The sequence below is a fragment of the Rhodococcus sp. OK302 genome (assembly GCF_002245895.1).
GTDB lineage: Bacteria > Actinomycetota > Actinomycetes > Mycobacteriales > Mycobacteriaceae > Rhodococcus_F.
On the sequence record NZ_NPJZ01000001.1, the window covers coordinates 4,298,626 to 4,316,003 of the forward strand.

Consider the following 17,378-nt stretch of genomic DNA (forward strand, 5'->3'; position numbering starts at 1 on the left):
CACCTGCCAATGTAGGATTCTTGCCATGGCGAAGCGAATTGCGGCCGGGAGGTCGGATGGCGCTCCTGCACCAATCGAGCTACTCGAAGGTGGATCAACGAAGAGGTCAACCAAGGCCGCCCCAGCCAATCCTGCGCCAGCCACGACGACGCCGAGTGGACCCGCCCGAGTGTCGCTGCGCGAGGCGCAGCGTGCGATAACCCGGGCTCGGCTGATCGACGGAGCCATGGATGTTTTCGCACATACGACGTACCCCGCGGCGACCGTTGACGAAATCGCAATCGCGGCCGGCGTCGGTCGGGCGACGTTCTATCTTCACTTTCGCAGCAAGCTCGATCTCCTGCAGTCGATCATGACGGACGCGACGCCCGAGATCTTGGCATACTTCGAGCGGGCCGATTCGTCCTTCGCGACTGGCGACACCGCGGGTATCGAAGCTTGGGTCAGCGACGGATTGTCGTACTTCGAGCAGCATCGCACCTTGATGTTCGTGCTCGATGAGGTGCTCGCGACCGAGCGAGCCGAGTACACAACCTTGTTCAACACCACAGTTGAGTTCAGCGACTGCATGCCGTTGCTCATGTCGAGTTGGCCGACAGAACGTCGACCCGAAGCGAGCGCACGGATTCGGTTGATGGCCTTGCTGCTCAATCGGACATGGCTGTCCTCCTCGGGGCTAACCAATGACCAACTCGTGAAAATGCTCGCTGATATCTGCATGAAAGCTGTCAGTCCGCCCACCTAGCCCCAACCCAGGCCGCAGACCAAGACGCCTGATTTCTTCCCGAGGCAACCCAGAACCTAACAACTGGACCAATTTCAGCGGTTGTGGCTGCGGACCTGCCGGAGCGACGGGTGGATCTTTCATGCCCGGGCGCAGCGACGTTGCGCAAAGTGCGATCTCCTCGAATTCGAGTGCGGCTCAGCCCCAAATATCCAGCTGTGGAACAGGATTGCAATTTCACCATCAACCCGACTTTTGTGCAACTACGCACGCAGCGTAATCACCTCCGTCCGAACCCAATCACCCAGATGGCTTGGGAACGGGCGGCGGGCACGCTCCACGCGAACATTCCAATGAGTTGTCAAAACACATTGTCTTCTTGGTAGACAGGTCGTACAGTCTTTCTGATCGGACATAGTCGGTCGGGCGTTGTCTTCATGGCGACCGCCCAGGAAGGGTTGGTCGGAATGCCCAAGTCGAAAGCTCGTTCCACGCTCCCCCGCGGCAGTGCCGCAATTCAAAAGGTGATCAACACAGGCTGCTTCGTCGCTTCCGATGGGCGGCGATTGGACCAGCCCCTCACCGAGGTCCAGCGGAGGATCGCGTGGTGAGCACCGACGAACCCAAATCTGGTGTCGATCTCAAGAGCGCCGAGCTCACGGCCGAGGAACTGGCAATCGCCCAGGAGCTTGTCCGTTCTGCTCATGCCCGCGGCGTCGCGATGACCGGACCACGCGGAATTCTGAAAGCGTTGACCAAGACGGTGATCGAGACCGCGTTGGACGAGGAGATGATCGAGCACCTCGGCTACAGCAAGCATGACCCCACCGGCCGTGACAGCGGAAACTCCCGCAACGGCACCCGAGTCAAGACGGTACTGACCGACAACGTCGGCCCCGTCAAAATCGACGTCCCGCGGGACCGCGACGGCACTTTCGACTCGTCCATCCTGAAGAAAGGGCAGCGGCGTCTAGGCGGAGTCGACACGATCGTGCTCTCGTTGGTCGCCAAGGGTCTGACCGCTGGGGAGGTCTCTGCCCACTTCGAGGAGATCTACGGGGCGTCGCTGTCGAAAGACACCATCTCCAAGATCACCGACCGGGGCCTGACCGAGATGGCGAATTGGGCCGCCCGGCCCCTCGAAAAGGTCTATGCCGCAGTATTTATCGATGCCGTCTACGTCAAAGTTCGCGACGGGCACGTGGTCAACCGCCCCTTCTACGCTGCGATCGGCGTCGACCTGACTGGGCACAAAGACGTCCTCGGACTGTGGGCAGGGACCGGCGGTGGGGAGTCGGCGAAATTTTGGCTTCAGGTTCTGACCGAACTGAGGAACCGCTGCATCGAGGACGTGTTCTTCATTGTCTGCGACGGCCTCAAAGGACTCCCCGACTCCGTCGGGTCGGTGTTCCCCCAAGCGACAGTCCAGACGTGTGTGATCCATCTGATCCGGAACACGTTCAAAAATGTCTCGAAGCAGTTCTGGGGCGCAATCGCCGAAGATCTCAAGCCGATCTATCGGGCCCCGTCGAGGGAGGCCGCATGGGTGGCATTCGAGAACTTCGAGGAGAAGTGGGGCAAGGCCTACCCTGCAATCGGCCAACGGTGGCGCAACGCTTGGGAACAGTTCGTTCCGTTCCTGGACTTCGACGTGGAGATCCGAACAGTGCTCTGCAGCACGAATGCCGTCGAGAGCCTGAACGCGCGCTATCGGCGTGCGGTGACCGTCCGCGGGCACTTCCCGACCGAGCAGGCCGCGTTGAAGTTCCTGTACCTGGTCACCAGATCACTGGATCCCAAGGGCACTGGCCAGCAACGATGGACCACGCGCTGGCAACCAGCGCTCAACGCGTTCGCGATCACCTTCGGCGACCGTATGCCCATCACAGCTTGCCAAGGGCAGATCGAATCCGAAAAACCTGCGATGGGAACTGCCAGTTACACCATTTCTCAGGCAGACCCCCGGTGTCAGGCTCGAAGCAGCTACTGCATCCAGAAGGAGCACAAATATGGCACTGAACGAGTTTGCGGACGCGCGTGAGAAGCGGTCTTGCCGTGCGGTCGAGGCTGCCATCGCCGAGTTGAAGCTTGGTCGTATGGTTCTGGTGGTCGATGATGCCGACCGCGAGAATGAAGGCGATCTGATCATTGCGGCAGAGTTCGCGACGCCGGAGTCAGTAGCCTTCATGATTCGCCACTCGAGTGGCCTGTTGTGTGTCGCGATCACCGAGGAGCATGCCGATCGACTTCGGCTTCCACTGATGGTGTCTGACGCTGACGATCCACGGGGAACCGCTTTCACAGTTTCCATCGACCTGAAGTCCGCAACCAGTACCGGTGTGTCGGCGTCAGATCGCAGTGCAACTATCCGGGCTCTTACAGCGCAGGGTGTCGATGGCGACCACTTCTCACGCCCCGGTCATGTCTTTCCCTTGCGAGCTCACAGAGGTGGCGTTCTGCAGCGTGGTGGCCACACAGAGAGCGCTGTCGACCTCTGTGTACTGGCCGGACTTTTCCCGGCGGGCGTGCTCTGCGAAGTCACCAACGATGACGGAACCATGGCACGCCGCGACGACGCGGCAGCCTTCGCGAAACGTCATCAGTTGGTGACGCTCGAGGTAGCCGACATCGTGCGGTATCGATTACGCACGGAAACGCTCGTCCGCCGCGACGCGCATGGGCGGATACCGAACAAATACGGGCAGTTCACCGCTGTTACCTACCGCTCGTTTGTTGACGACACCGAACACGTCGCGCTCGTGTTGGGCGACGTTGAGCAAATCGACACGAATTCAACATCCGTACTGGTCAGAGTACATTCGGAGTGCCTCACCGGAGACATCTTTTCCTCGCTTCGATGTGACTGTGGTGAACAACTCGAGCTCGCGATGCGGCGCATCGCGAACGAGGGCAAGGGAGTGATTGTCTATCTGCGGGGGCATGAAGGACGAGGCATCGGCCTGAGCCACAAGTTGCGCGCATACAACCTGCAGGACACCGGCTTGGACACGGTCGACGCAAATCTTGCACAGGGGTTGCCTGTGGACAGCCGACACTATGGCATCGGTGCGCACATCCTTCGGGATCTAGGAGTGAAGTCCGTCCGACTGATGACCAACAACCCGTCCAAATTCCGTGGCCTTCTCGGATACGGACTGAACATCGTCGGCCGAGAGCGGTTGACCGTTGAGCCGAACACCGAGAACGAGCACTACCTCCAAACCAAGCGGTTGCGGATGCAGCATCACCTGGATGAAGAGATCAGCAATTCTCTGGCCGAAGGAGTGAAATAACAATGACCACCGACGAGATCGTCGACGGACGTGCCCGCTTTCGTGACGCGATGTCCTCGTTCCCGAGTGGCGTCACCATCGTTACGACTACCGACGACGCGGGCGAATTCTGGGGATTCACCGCGACATCATTCTGTTCGGTATCAATGGACCCAGCACTGGTGCTCGTATGCCTCGCAGACACAGCGCAATGTCATCCGGCATTTGCCGCGGCTAACCGGTGGACGATCCACATCCTGCACAGCGACCACTCCGAGCTCGCGGTTCGGTTTGCGACACGTGGCGAAGACAAGTTTGCAAACGCCGGGTTCGAGGTCAATTGCGACGGCGTGCCGGTCCTGTCTGACGCGTCTATACGCCTGGACTGCGTCGCTCACGAAAAGGTCGTCGCTGGTGACCATACGATCCTGGTCGGCGAGGTTGTCGACACATATCTGGGAGCCGGCAACCCGACGATCTATTTCAAGCGAAAGTTCCACACGCTTCCATAACTCGGGCCGCGAATCCCAAAGCTCCCCGTTCCTGAAGGCCGAGCCGCCCGTCGTTACCAGGCGTGCCGCGGTACAGGACAAAGAGGTAAGGACCAGTAGATCGGGAAACATCCGCGATCTGCTGGTCCTTACCTCGACAACACCGCCTCGGAGGCGATTGACTCGTCCCGGGAATGAAAAGTGCTGACTAACCTGCGAAAATCTCCCGCGGGTTATCCACAAGCATGGTCTCGATGTCTCGAGGTGTGACGCCCGCGTTCAGCAATGCGGGGACGACGTCGTCCACGATGTGTTGAAACTGCCAGTTGGGCCAGTTCTTCGCACGGTACTCGTCCGGAACGTTCTGGGTGTGACATGAAGTGTCGTGGGACAACACCATTCGCGACGCATATCCACGCTGTACTAGTGCGGCGACAGTGGCCACTCGTTTCTCGAACGTCATGATGCCGTCGAGCCCGAATCGGTCCATGCCGAGGTAAGAACCCGCATCGATCAATCGCTGCAGATAGTCCAGATCGTCGGTGTCCCCACTGTGGCCGATGACCACTGCACCCAGATCTACCCCTTCGTCCGCGAAGATCTTCTGCTGGTCCAGACCGCGCTCCGACAATGCATCGGTGTGCGTGGAAATTGGAACCCCGGTAATGAGATGCGCACGGGCTACAGCCCGCAGAATTCTCTCGATATCGGGAGTTACGCCAGGAGAATCGGTCACGCACTTGAGGATTCCCGCTCGGATCCCTGTTCCCGCGATGCCCTCCGTGATGTCCTTGACGAACATACCGACCAGCGGCTCCTCACCCCCGAACAACCTGCCCGGCCCCTGCACACGAAGGTAGGTAGGCAGTTCGGCAAAGGTATAGAACCCTGTCGCAGCGATGATCGTCACTGGTGACTTCTCCGCCACCACCCGCACCCGCCGAATGTCCCTACCCAATCCCAACACCGTCAAGTCGACGATCGTGTCTATACCGGCGTCTTTCAGCGCAATCAGCTTTTTGACCGCGTCGTCCGTGCGTTCGTCGTCGTCCCAGGTCTCGGGGTAATTGACCTGATACTCGTGGTTCATCACGAACACGTGCTCGTGCATGAGCACGCGCCCGAGTTGCCGGCAGTCGATGTCGCCGGTCACGGTCTGAACAGTGGCCATCGGTGTGAATTCCTCCATGTGCACGAACTGTGGAATCTATCTACAAGTGGGCAAGTCTCTACGGCTTCAAGTCAACCGAGGGACAGACCCGAAATTCTTGCGATCGAACCGGGGTCGACCTGCGGCCCCGGTTCGATCGCGACAGCGTCAGAGTTGCGGGCGAACCTTCTCGGCGAATGTGGTCATCGACTGGAGAACCTGCTCCTGCGGCTGGCTCCCGCCGCCGTCGAACCAGAGAACCAAACCTCCGAGGCCCGTGTAGCTGTGGAAAGATGCCACTTCTTCCGCGACGTCATCTGGCGACCCCAGAATGAGCATCTTGCGTTCGACGTATTGTTCGAAAGTGAGATCCTCGATGCTGAGGCCAACCTTGGCACGGTTCTTCTTCTCCCCAACGAACCACATATAGCCCTCGCGGAATTCGCGTCTGGCCTGCTCGGCGGTATCGGCGACATGGGTTGCTTTGAACTGCGAACTGCGAGCGAGGTTTTCATCGATCGCGTCGAACGAGTGTCCTGCCGCACGTGCCTCCTCGCGATAGACCTCGACCAACGACTTCGCCTGGTCACGGGTCGCACCTCCGAGCACGAACGCGAAACCTTGGCGTGCGGCCGACCGGAGTGACTCCTCGCTCGAACTGACCATGACGTAGGTCGGCGGAATGGGCTTTTGGAACACCTCCGGGAAAAGTTCGACTTCGTCGATCGTTTCACCGACACCGGGCACCTGGTAGTACTTGCCCTGGAAATTGACCTTCCCGGTCCGCCATGCCTGCATGACGATTTCGAGGACCTCGTTGTAGCGCTCCTCACGCTCGGTCAGGTCGATGTCGTAAGCCTGGAACTCGACCGGATCGTAACCCTTGCCGATGCCGAAGTTCAGTCGGCCACTACTCAACTGGTCAATGTAGGCGTAGTCCTCGGCCAGGCGCAGTGGGTGGTGCATCGCCAACCGTGAGACCGCGGATCCGACACGAATCCGTGTCGTGGCGGCTGCGGCCGCGGCCAGCAACAGTTGCGCTGAAGCCGTGATTCCGTACTTGCGACCGTTGTGTTCGGCCACCCAGGCATCTTCGAAGCCGAGCTTGTCGGCATGTTTGATCTGCTCGAGTGCTTTGTTCACCGCTACGTTGTGGCTGTGCCACGGCGGAACGGTGGACAATGCGAAGACCCCATAACGGGGAGTAGATGCAGAACTCATTGCGTTCCAATCCGAAGTAGTTGGTGTCCATTTCGACCTCTGACAAGGCCTGCGTTATGAACGATGTGGCGGAAATCCAGGGGTGTCATCCTGTTGGTGCATGACCGTCGGCCGGTCACGTGCCAGTTCTTTCTTGAACGGGCGATATCCGCCGGAACTGCGCGCTCTTCGCCGCGTGCGCGCCGGCCCGGCGTCCCGAGAAAACACCATCCGCAAGTGACAGGCCACTGACATAGCTGTAGGAGCAAATACCGATTGCACACCGACCGACGGCGTAAATCCCGGCGATGGGCTGGTCTTCACTGTTGAGGACATGGCCCGAGGACTCGTCCACCCGCAGACCACCGAGCGTGAACACCGTTGCCGGATACAGCGACGAGTTCTTGATCGAGATCTCGATCGCTCTGAAGGGTCCTTGCTCGATCGGCGCACACAGTCCGGCCGCCTTGCGACCCGGATCGCCTTTCTCACTTGCGATTCCGTCGTTGTAGGCGCGCACTGTCTGGGTAAGGCCAGCCGACGGTACCCCGATCTTGGCAGCAAGCGCGTCCAGGCTGCCCGCCTTTTTGTTCCCGGCTGTGAACAGATACATGGTCTGCGGAAACTGGAAAGCTTGCCGGCACTGCTTGCGGATCTGCCCGCGGGCCTTCTTCCAACTCTTGGCATCGAGGATAAGAAAACCCCGCCCTTGCTGCTCGGCGATCATGACCTCGGCCAGCCTCGCGCCGTACACATCCTCATTGATGATTCGCTCGCCTGTTGGGCCCACTGTCACACCCTCCAGGAAGGCACTGGGCGGCGAAAGGAACCGCCACACCGCCAACCGATCGAGGTTGGTGGCCACACCGCCAGCCGATATCCCGAGCTTGATTCCCGTACCGTCGTCGCCCACCGTGCCCAACGGGAGAAAACCGGGGTCCTCGACGACGCCCGCATGTTTGGCCATCATCTCGGAATTGAGGACGAATCCGCCGGCCGCCAAAATCACGGCACTGGCGCGCACGCTGGTTTCAACAGCGTTTTTCTCCCAAAGCTTTTCTGCCTTGGCATTGAGTCGGGCGCCGACAGGCGGAATCCAGTTCCCCAGTTTGCCCCCGACCTTGCTCAGCTTCCGGTGGCTGTCCCCGCTTTCGGCGTCAGGATCCATGCTCCGATAAACCACACCTACGACGGCGCCATCTTCGATGATGAGCTCGCTGACACGACTCAACGGCTTGAACTCAACGCCCTTGGCGATGGCCGACTGACACAGGCTCATCGTGAGCGTATGACCACTTTTTACGCCCTTGGCGACCTGCCGGTGCCCGCGGGCGGCCGGCACGGCCTCGAGGTTGTAGGGCCACGCTGTTTCGTTACCCGAGTAGTACAGGTAGTGCGTGTCGGGCGTGTAGGACGCCTTGTAGGGCGACAACGTTCCCTGGAACTGCGCACCCTGCTGTTCCAGCCAATCAACCATGGCTGGACTCGTCTCACAGAAATGACGGAGTGTCTCATCCGAGACCACACCGTTCGCTTCCTGACGAAGGTAGTTGAACATGTTCTGCGGGCTGTCTTGCACACCGGCAGCCTGCTGGTACCGCGTTCCGCCGCCGGCGTAGATCACTCCACCTGAGAGTGCAGCCGCACCTCCGCCATAACCGCGATCGAGTACAAGAACCCGCGCACCGGAATCAGCAGCCTCGATAGCTGCTGATGCTCCCGCCACACCGAAGCCCACAATTACAACGTCATAATCGTTTTGCGGCTTCATCGTGACACTCCTTTTGACCATGAGACTCCTTCTGATAACAGACGAATAAATCAAAAGCGCCGAAAACTGAACAAAGGACCAACTCGATGCAGGACCACACCACGGATCCGCATTCATGAAATCGACATTTCATAAAGATTCAGGAACCGATTGACCATGTCAAGGGCGTTGGCCGCTAATTTAGATAATAATCAAGAATTTCAGAAAACGGTGTAATTAAATCGAGGGAGTGCCAGAAAAATGGTGTAACCAGATCGAGGGAGTGCCAGAAAAATGGTGTAACTACTTCCATCAAGATTCTGAGCACCACGGAGAGGAACCACACAGGTCGCAGATCAATTCCGGCGACAAAGCAGCACCCGCGGCCGAGAAGTCCCCTGCGATGGGAACCAGATATATTCGTTAAAGAAGCGAATACCCAGCAGCTGACGCTCGATTGATCCTATCGATTTACCGTCGCTTAGCGAGTCTCCACGACTGAGGATTCCGTCCACTTAGATTCCCGCATGAACCTACCCCGGACACACTTCGTAGCGACAGTTCGCATTCACGCGACTATGGTGCGAAAGAGAATTCTGAACCGATCTTCGAGCGGATTTCCGACTCAAGACATAGGCTCGAGACTTCGTCGTGGATGAAATGCCGGCACCGTCGCCAATGAGACAAACGCGAGTCCCAGCAGAACTGCATATCCGGCGGTGAAGCTTCCCGTGACCTGCGCCAGCACGCCGAGCATCACCGGGCCGGCGGCGCCGACGAGGTAGGCGACGAACATGACCATGGCGCCGAGCCTCGCTGCGTCCGCCTGCGTGTGTGTGACGTCCACCAATACAACCATCGCCAGTGTCGAACTGCCGCCGGCGCCCAGCCCGAACATGACCATTGCGGGTATGGCAAGCTCCAGCGGCGCAATGACCAGGCAAAGCATGCCGGCGGCTGACAGTGCCACGACGAGCGCGAGCAGCGGTCGCCTGTCCGACGTGTAGTCAGCGAGTAAAGGCAGCGTCAACATCGCCAGGAGTCCGGCGAGTTGGAAAATCACGAAGTAACCAGCGGCCTGCTGCTGTGAGCCGCCCACATGGATGTAGAGCGGCGAAACCCAGGCCAGCCCGCTGAATCCGATCATCATCGCGGATGCGGTGAACCAGGTAATCCACCAGGCAGTCGGCGCGCGCCAAGGCAAGCGATGATCGACAACTGGATCTGCCGGCCGGACGCTGTGCAGCCTCCGCACTGTGCCTGCCCAGACCAGCAAAGTCACCGCAGCGACTGCGCCCCAGAGGGCGAGAGCGGGCCGCCAGCCGCCCAGCCAGTGATCTGTGGGCACGGCAATCCATGCAGCGAGCGCCACACCCACCGAAGTTCCGACCGAATACAGACCCAGCGCGAACCCACGCTTCCGCGCAACGTGAGTAATGATCAGGCTCGGGACCAAGGCGGACGCTCCCCCCATTCCTGCCCCGACCACCGCGCATGAGACGAGGAACAGTGGCATACCAACAGGGATAACGCGGGCCAGGCAGCCGATCGACAACACACCGAGCATCACGGTCATCGCGTTGTTCACTCCGATGCGAGCGGCGACCTTCTGCCCCATCGGCGCGCCAATCCCCATGAAGGCCACGGCAACTGATGTCAGCAGCCCTTGGGTAAGGCCGGACAGCTGGAGGTCACGAGTCATTTCCTGAAGCAGCGGCGGTATCGAGCCGAGCGAGGCACGCAGGTTCAGCCCGATGACGGTCATCAACGCGATAAGTGCCCATACTGGGACCGTTACCTGTTGTGAGCGAGCCGCGACGGCGGAGCCAGTCACGGTGTTTCTCGGACGAGTGCCGCAACATCGGCCACTGACAGCGCGACAGTGAAGGGCGGACCGGTGCGGTCGCGGACGTAGTCGAGCGTGACACCCGAGGCCAACTCCCGGAGGACGAGCCCCTGTTCGGTGATATCGAAAACACAGAGGTCGGTGATGATTCGGTCGACCACACCCGTGCCGGTGATCGGCAATGTGCACGAGTCGACGACCTTGAAACTGCCGTCCCTGGCAACGTGCTCCATGAGCACGATAACCTTCTGGGCTCCACCCACGAGATCCATCGCGCCGCCCATGCCTTTGACCATCTTTCCCGGAATCATCCAGTTGGCAATGTCGCCAGTGGCCGAGACCTGCATTGCCCCGAGAATCGCTGCATCAATTTTCCCGCCGCGGATCATGCCGAAGCTCGCCGCCGAATCGAATATCGATGCGCCCCGGCGAAGCGTGACGGTGGCCTTACCTGCGTCGACCAGGTCAGGATCTGTGTCGCCGACGTACGGCGCGGGGCCGGTACCCAAGACACCGTTTTCCGATTGCAGCACGATCTCGACGTCATCGGGAACGTGAGCCGGAACCAACGTCGGCAATCCGATGCCGAGGTTGACGTAGTTGCCATCCGATAATTCCTGCGCAGCCCGGGCCGCCATCTGATCACGACTGAGACCTACACGCGAGCTACCATATTCAATACTGCCAGGGCATGATTCGACTCCAGCGACAGCGTCTACGGCACGATTGCGAGTCACCAGTTTTTCGATCCGCTTGTCGGCCGCTTGTGCTGATGTCATCGCAAGCACGCGATGCACATAAATGCCGGGCAGATGAATCTCGTCGGGGTCTAGCTCGCCAGGTTCAACGAGCACTTCGACCTCGGCAATCGAGATCCGGGCGGCCATGGCTGCTAGCGGGTTGAAGTTTCGGGCCGACCGATGAAATACCAGGTTGCCGTGTCGATCGCCCTTCCATGCCCGCACCAGTCCGAAGTCGCACGTGATTGCGTCTTCGAGCACGAAAGTCCGCTGCTGACCGTTGAAGTCAAATTGCGCAGTGTCCTTGGGCGGGCTCTGCTCGACGACATTGCCGTCTTGATCGAACAACCAAGGCAAGCCCCCTTCAGCGACCTGGCTACCCACGCCGGTCGCGGTATAGAAGGCGGGAATCCCAGCACCGCCGGCGCGCAACTTCTCAGCCAACGTCCCCTGTGGGACGAGCTCGACTTCGAGTTCACCACCCAAGAACTGGCGCTCGAACTCCTTGTTTTCACCGACGTACGAGGACACCATCCGCTTGATCCGACCCTCGCGGAGCAACAACCCGAGACCCCAGTCGTCGACACCGCAGTTGTTCGAAACAGTCACAAGATCGCGCACGCCCTTTTCCAAAAGCCCCGCAATCAGCAGACTCGGAATGCCACACAGACCGAAGCCGCCCACCGACAACTTGGCTCCATCGTCTATTCCGTCGAGGGCTTCGACGACAGTGCCGACAACCTTGTCCATTCCAGACTCCCCTATTTCCGATAACACGGTCTCCGAATCACGCCCTTGCCGGATGATCGGCCAAGGAGCGTTTGCGGCATCAAGACAGCTGAGGCTGAAAGTGCACCAGCGTGTGCGATGCGGAAGCTCAACCAGATCCTTGTGCGGCGGCGAAGCTCCGACGGAGCATCGCCGCCGCACAAGGCCAGCTAGATCAGCTCTCCGACCACGGTGCCGACTGCATACGTTTCGTCAGCCTCGGCCTTGATTCTCAAGACACCGTCGACGGGTGCTTCGATCTCAGTCTCAATCTTGTCTGTTTCAAGGAGGTAGATACCCTCACCGGCGCTGACTGCCGTCCCATCTGCAACAAGCCATTCCGACAACGTGCCCTCAACCATCGTGACCCCCAACTGGGGAATGCTCAGTTCCATCGTTCTTGTGCCTCCTTAAGAAATCCTCGACGGCACGCGGTGGCGTGCCGTCAGTACTACGTTCAGCTCAGCGGAACAATCCCAGGACTGCCTGTTCGATGGCAGAGCGACTCGGCATGAACGCCTGCTCCAACACCGATGCGTAAGGGACCGGAGTGTTGGCGGCCGCGACACGGCGCACCGGGCCATGCAAGTCGCCAAAGAGTTCTTCGCTGATCGTTGCTGCAAGCTCCGCACCAAACCCGTTGCGGCGGACCGCTTCATGCACGATGACAGCGCGGCGCGTCCTACCGACCGATTCGAGAATTCGATCAAGGTCGAGAGGAACGAGCGAACGCAGGTCGAGTACCTCCGCCTCGATACCCGCAGCACTGAGGTCTTGCGCAACAGCCAGGCACTCGTGGACTTGTCGGCCCCAGCTGATGAGGGTGACGTCGGACCCTGCGCGCGCGGTCCTCGCTACGCCGAGCGGTACTCGATAGTCACCTTCCGGTACATGACCGGTAGGCGAAAAGTACAGGTGATGCATCTCGATGAATACGACCGGGTCGTCGTCGAAAATTGACGACAGCAGAAGGCCTTTGGCGTCTGCCGGCGTCGAGGGAATGACGACTTTCAAGCCCGGGGTATGAACCAGCGGTCCTTCAAGCATGTCCGAGTGCTGCGCTCCGAACCCGCCGCCGGCACCGGACACGGTGCGGACCGTCAGCGGGACGTTGGTCTGCCCGCCTGACATATAGCGAAGCTTGGCCGCGTGGTTGATCAGCTGATCCGCACATACCGCCATGAAGTTCATCAGCATGATCTCGGGAACTGGCCGCATCCCGGTAATCGCCGCACCGATCGCCGCACCCATGATCGCCTGTTCGGAGATCGGCGTCGGACGTACCCTCTCGAGGCCGTACTTTGTCGACAAGCCCTTGTGTATCCCGAATCCACCGCCCTTCGGGTCTTGGATGTCCTCACCAAGTTCGAAGACTGTGTCATCGATGTCCATCGCGATATCGAGGGCCTCGGAGATTGCGTCGATCATCTTCAACTGACGTCCAGTCCCCGCGTCGTCGCGGGTCTTGCTCTTCACTGTCATCGAGGTTCCGTTCCGTACACATCGGTGGTCAGATCAGCAATATCAGGCAGCGGTGCTGCCATCGCATACTCGAACGCGTCGTCGATCTCCGCCTGCAGTTGGCGCTCGATCTCTGCGAGCTCAGCTTCCGTGCGGTGCCCGGAGGCGATGATGCGTTCTCGAAGTCGTGGGACCGGGTCCGCCTCGATCGCGGCCTTCAACTCTTCCTTCGGCATGTACTCCATGGCGTCACCCATGAGATGGCCGTTGAACCGATAAGTAACCGCCTCGATGAGCGTCGGGCCTTCGCCGGCGCGCGCCGCATCGATTGCGGTCCGCGCCGCCCGGTACATCGCCTCGGCGTCATTGCCGTCGACATGTATGGAACGCATCGAGTAAGCCGCTCCACGCTTCGCGATCTGATCGACGGACGTTCCCTCGCTGTAGGGCGTGTATTCGGAATAGCGGTTGTTCTGGCACACGAAAATAACCGGAAGGTTCCAGAGTGAAGCCAGGTTCAGTGCCTCGTGGAACGCGCCGATGTTCGCGGCGCCATCGCCAAAGTTGACGACAGCGACTTGACCGCTCCGCCGCATCTGGGCCGACAATCCCACGCCTACTGCGATCGGGATTGCGGAGCCGACAACACCGGTCGTCACGATCAGGCCGGACTTGACGTCCGTGATGTGCATCGGACCGCCTTTGCCTTTACAACTACCACTCGCTCGACCGAAAAATTCCGCCGTCAAGGTGCGCAGGGGAACACCTTTTGAAATTTGGTCATGCACGCCGCGGTACATCGTCAACACGTAGTCATCCGGTACCAGAACCGCATTGATAGCCGCCGGAATGATCTCCTGGCCACGCGCGGAGTAGTACATGCCACTGACCTTCCCGGCACTCATCGTCGCGCGGTATTTCTCGTCGTAAAGTTTGCATTTCGAGGCCGTCGTGAAGATGCGAACGAGGATATCCGCCTCTACCACGTGCTCATCCTCGGCAGCGATTTGAATCGTCATGCTGTCCTCCCTTTGCGCTGCCCCACGTATTTCGGCTGTCCGCTTCGAGAGTGGACGAGTGGGGACTTCATATCGGGTCATCTGGAAGTTATTTATCTCGTTCGGCTTTGCGGACACCGGGCTTTTTCACCACTACATCGCCGCGAATTTTCACCTGACAGGCGAGCCTGATTCTCTGCGGATTTATCCGTCGTCTCCGACCGGCGAGATCCCTGAGCATCTCTCTTTCCTGCTCTGTGTGCGGAGATACCTGATCGAGTCCTTCGACAACCTCGAATTGGCATGCCGTGCACTGTCCGACCCCGAAACACAATGTCGGCCAGTGATACTCCTCGCGCCACGCTGCCTGCATGAGGGATTCACCCGTCCGAACTTCGATGACATGGCCCGCTGGCTGAACGGTCATGTGGCCGGTAACGACGTCGTCCGGTGGCAACTTGCTCATCCGTTTTCCCTCACCACGCGGTCCCGTCATCGCGCTAGGTAGCGGTCGATCTCGTTCTGCATGCCGTAGATCATTTTTTCGAACCGAGGAGACATCGTTGTTTCGTGGAACGCACTGCTCCGATACCCAGCCTGCTGACGTGCAATGTTCTCGACGTCCTGACGCAGAACGAACGGCAGATCCTCCACCTCGAGCGGACCCTCCGCACGTGCCGGAGCCTGCTCCCCTTCAGCCTCTACCGGAATCTGCAGCGCAAAAACCTCGAAACGACACATATTCGGATCGGACCCGATCGGACGCACCCGATACAACAGAAGATTCCCGGTCAAGCCGAGAAACACCATGTTCGGAAAGACAAATCCATACGACGACGCCTCAGGATCGGGTGGAGGCAACGGAATTCCGGCATCCTGCGCGTATGCGAAATACTCCTCGAAAAACGCCGGCACCAATTCCTCATCAGGAAGTCCTTGGTTGCGGACTCGATCGCTGATGAATTCCTCGCGCTCGGTAACGTACGCGCCGGCGGTTCCCTCGAACAGAATTCTATTCTGCTCCAAGAAATATTCACCGAATCGCAAATGCTTTACCGGCGGATTAAGCAAAGACTCCATCGAAGTGCCTACGACGTCAGGCGCACTTTCCTGCGCGCCCACATTGAAATGCCCCATACCCTTAGGGCTGTACGCCAACATGTCCGCGTTGTAGTCGTCACCGACAGCACCGAATGCCAGCTCCGGATGCGCTTGCATGACGTGGTATGCCTCGATAAATGCCTCGGTAGCCACCTTCCAGTTCGCAGGAAGGTCCAGGTACTTCCACCACCGGACCCGCATACGGTCCATCCACATCGGCTCGAGATGCCTATCCATCGAACCGATGAACTCATCGAACGAGGGCGCGTCATCGTCGAAATTGATCCAGACAAATCCGTACCGAATCTCGGAACGAACCTCTTTTAGATTTATCTTTGAAGGCTCAATTGACTCTGGAATGAAGCCGTTCCGGGCATAAAGGTATGACTGCGTACCGTCCAGCTCCCATCGCCACCCATGAAACGGGCACACAATCTGCTTGCCACTGAACGAGCCACAATCGAGCGCGAGTTGTGTGGCACGATGTGGGCAGACGTTATGGAAAACCTTAATGGTCTCCTCATCGACCCGCACAACCATCACAGACTCTTCGGCGACTTTGTACTCCATGTAGTCGCCAGGTAACTGGACGTCCTCCACCCGGACTGCCCACTGCCACGTGTGCATCCACAGCTTACGGTTCTCGAGATTCGTAAATTCTTGGTCGTAATAGCGTTCAGCAGGGATATGTATCCCATCCACCATACGGAACGGAACCTCGGACGTGTCCACATCGGGATCCGGGAGACACGGATTTACCTCCAAATCTGGTAGCGGCAATTCGCCATCTCCGGCCAAATTTGTTTGCTCGATCTGAGTAGTCAAAACATATCCTTCCAGCTATTTTCAACCCACCTGGTAAGCACTGCTTCTAGAGATTTCTTTGCTTCATCGAAGATTCGGCACCGTTTCGAAGCCCACAATCACGGCGCCATAATCGGTTTGTTGCTCCACTATGACATTCCTTCTGACCATGAGACTCCTTCTGATAAGGCCGACAAATCGAAAGCGCCGAAAACCCGTACAAAGAACCAACCTGAAACAAGAACTCCCGACGCCTCACTCTCATGAAGAGTGCGTTTCACAAGCATTCAGGAGCCAATAGGCATTTCACAAACATCCCGGAATCGATAGGACATGTCAAGGGGTATCGACCATCATCTGAACCGTAACGGCAAATTTTGCCAAAAAGGTGTAAGCGGATCGAGGGAGTATCAGAAAAACGGTGTAAATTTCCGATCCGGTTGCTGAATTCTTTTGAGCCCCAGTCAGCTGACGAGGTGATCACGAAGGCGTTGGGCGCAGATATGAAGCTGCAGTTCCGTCGATGCCTACGACAATGCGCTGACAGAGACCGTGGCTGACGCGTACAGACCGAACACACGGGCAGCCGCCCCCCATTAAGGACCGCAAACCCCTCGCGACGTCGAGTTCTCCACTCTTACATCGAAGTTTCAGCTCACGTGGAAACGGTCGAGAACCCAAACGGTTCGATCTGCGCTGTTATGTCTCTTCAGTGTCGCAGAACATGAGGCACCCACTATGCGAACGCCTATTGTACGGCTCTCCGCCGATTCGACGGTCACAGATAGCGAGCATCGCAGCCCGTACCGATTCGTCTGGAACCAGGCCGGCTTGAGTGATGAGAAGATTCGCGAGCCGCGTGAAGTAGATGCACGACGGCACTCCGAAGGTAGTGAAAATATCTTCGTCAGTTCCGCCGCCGTACGGCGCCCAAAGTTCGCCGAACTGGATTAGTTCCGCGGACCGGAGTGCGGCGGCAGACCCGCCGGAAACGCCGCCGAGTTCGACGACATCTGCGGAAGGTATGGACATGGGAATCTCCTTGTACGGGGACGGAAGTGCAGGGACGGAAG

The 17,378-nt window shown here is 58.9% G+C and carries 14 protein-coding genes and 2 pseudogenes; 4 read left to right on the forward strand and 12 right to left on the reverse strand.

All coding sequences use genetic code 11. The features are described 5' to 3' along the window. The first annotated feature begins 25 nt into the window (after positions 1 to 25). From BDB13_RS19735 to BDB13_RS19750, 4 genes and pseudogenes are all read left to right on the forward strand, one after another. A complete protein-coding gene (locus BDB13_RS19735; RefSeq protein WP_094273228.1) occupies positions 26 to 745 on the forward strand; it encodes a TetR/AcrR family transcriptional regulator in 720 nt (239 codons plus the stop codon). Between the two features lie 586 nt (positions 746 to 1,331). Further along, a pseudogene (locus tag BDB13_RS19740) lies at positions 1,332 to 2,606 on the forward strand (IS256 family transposase); the annotation flags it as partial. A 127-nt stretch (positions 2,607 to 2,733) separates the two neighbouring features. Then, a complete protein-coding gene (locus BDB13_RS19745; RefSeq protein ID WP_094275045.1) occupies positions 2,734 to 4,017 on the forward strand; it encodes a bifunctional 3,4-dihydroxy-2-butanone-4-phosphate synthase/GTP cyclohydrolase II in 1,284 nt (427 codons plus the stop codon). Positions 4,018 to 4,019: 2 nt separating this feature from the next. Next, on the forward strand, positions 4,020 to 4,508 hold the full coding sequence (locus BDB13_RS19750; RefSeq protein WP_094273229.1) for a flavin reductase family protein: 489 nt from the start codon (positions 4,020 to 4,022) through the stop codon (positions 4,506 to 4,508). A 187-nt stretch (positions 4,509 to 4,695) separates the two neighbouring features. Here the strand turns inward: BDB13_RS19750 and BDB13_RS19755 are convergent, their stop codons facing one another. The 12 genes and pseudogenes from BDB13_RS19755 to BDB13_RS19805 form a co-directional block, all read right to left on the reverse strand. Further along, the gene (locus tag BDB13_RS19755) at positions 4,696 to 5,658 is read right to left on the reverse strand and encodes a phosphotriesterase family protein (RefSeq protein ID WP_094275046.1); all 963 of its coding nucleotides are present in this window, start codon (positions 5,656 to 5,658) and stop codon (positions 4,696 to 4,698) included. Between the two features lie 147 nt (positions 5,659 to 5,805). Then, entirely contained in the window at positions 5,806 to 6,858 is a 1,053-nt protein-coding gene (locus BDB13_RS19760) for an LLM class flavin-dependent oxidoreductase (protein WP_094273231.1), read from the reverse strand. Between the two features lie 115 nt (positions 6,859 to 6,973). Further along, positions 6,974 to 8,725, reverse strand: coding sequence for an FAD-binding protein (locus BDB13_RS19765; RefSeq protein ID WP_369597454.1), 1,752 nt, complete (start codon positions 8,723 to 8,725; stop codon positions 6,974 to 6,976). 487 nt (positions 8,726 to 9,212) lie between these two features. Next, positions 9,213 to 10,421 carry an MFS transporter gene (locus tag BDB13_RS19770; RefSeq protein WP_141210668.1) on the reverse strand — a complete coding sequence of 403 codons (1,209 nt, stop codon included), beginning with the start codon at positions 10,419 to 10,421 and terminating at the stop codon, positions 9,213 to 9,215. Next, positions 10,418 to 11,923: a 3-oxoacid CoA-transferase gene (locus tag BDB13_RS19775; RefSeq protein ID WP_094273236.1), complete on the reverse strand. Its 1,506-nt coding sequence runs from the start codon at positions 11,921 to 11,923 to the stop codon at positions 10,418 to 10,420. The genes BDB13_RS19770 and BDB13_RS19775 overlap by 4 nt, the downstream gene beginning before the upstream one ends. Positions 11,924 to 12,111: 188 nt before the next feature. Beyond that, positions 12,112 to 12,336 carry a lipoyl domain-containing protein gene (locus BDB13_RS19780; RefSeq protein ID WP_094273238.1) on the reverse strand — a complete coding sequence of 75 codons (225 nt, stop codon included), beginning with the start codon at positions 12,334 to 12,336 and terminating at the stop codon, positions 12,112 to 12,114. A 67-nt stretch (positions 12,337 to 12,403) separates the two neighbouring features. Beyond that, positions 12,404 to 13,423 carry an alpha-ketoacid dehydrogenase subunit beta gene (locus BDB13_RS19785; RefSeq protein WP_094273240.1) on the reverse strand — a complete coding sequence of 340 codons (1,020 nt, stop codon included), beginning with the start codon at positions 13,421 to 13,423 and terminating at the stop codon, positions 12,404 to 12,406. Then, complete coding sequence (locus BDB13_RS19790) at positions 13,420 to 14,421, reverse strand: thiamine pyrophosphate-dependent dehydrogenase E1 component subunit alpha (RefSeq protein WP_094273242.1); 1,002 nt, start codon at positions 14,419 to 14,421, stop codon at positions 13,420 to 13,422. Before BDB13_RS19790 ends, BDB13_RS19785 begins: the two co-directional genes overlap by 4 nt. An 88-nt stretch (positions 14,422 to 14,509) precedes the next feature. Beyond that, positions 14,510 to 14,866: a 2Fe-2S iron-sulfur cluster-binding protein gene (locus BDB13_RS19795; protein ID WP_176459632.1), complete on the reverse strand. Its 357-nt coding sequence runs from the start codon at positions 14,864 to 14,866 to the stop codon at positions 14,510 to 14,512. Positions 14,867 to 14,892: 26 nt separating this feature from the next. Further along, positions 14,893 to 15,738 (reverse strand): SRPBCC family protein, encoded by an 846-nt coding sequence (locus BDB13_RS33050; RefSeq protein WP_254922888.1) that lies wholly within the window; start codon positions 15,736 to 15,738, stop codon positions 14,893 to 14,895. A gap of 165 nt (positions 15,739 to 15,903) precedes the next feature. After that, positions 15,904 to 16,206, reverse strand: a pseudogene (locus BDB13_RS33605) (Rieske 2Fe-2S domain-containing protein); the annotation flags it as partial. Positions 16,207 to 17,004: 798 nt separating this feature from the next. Continuing rightward, positions 17,005 to 17,337 carry a hypothetical protein gene (locus BDB13_RS19805; protein ID WP_094273248.1) on the reverse strand — a complete coding sequence of 111 codons (333 nt, stop codon included), beginning with the start codon at positions 17,335 to 17,337 and terminating at the stop codon, positions 17,005 to 17,007. Positions 17,338 to 17,378: the final 41 nt, after the last annotated feature.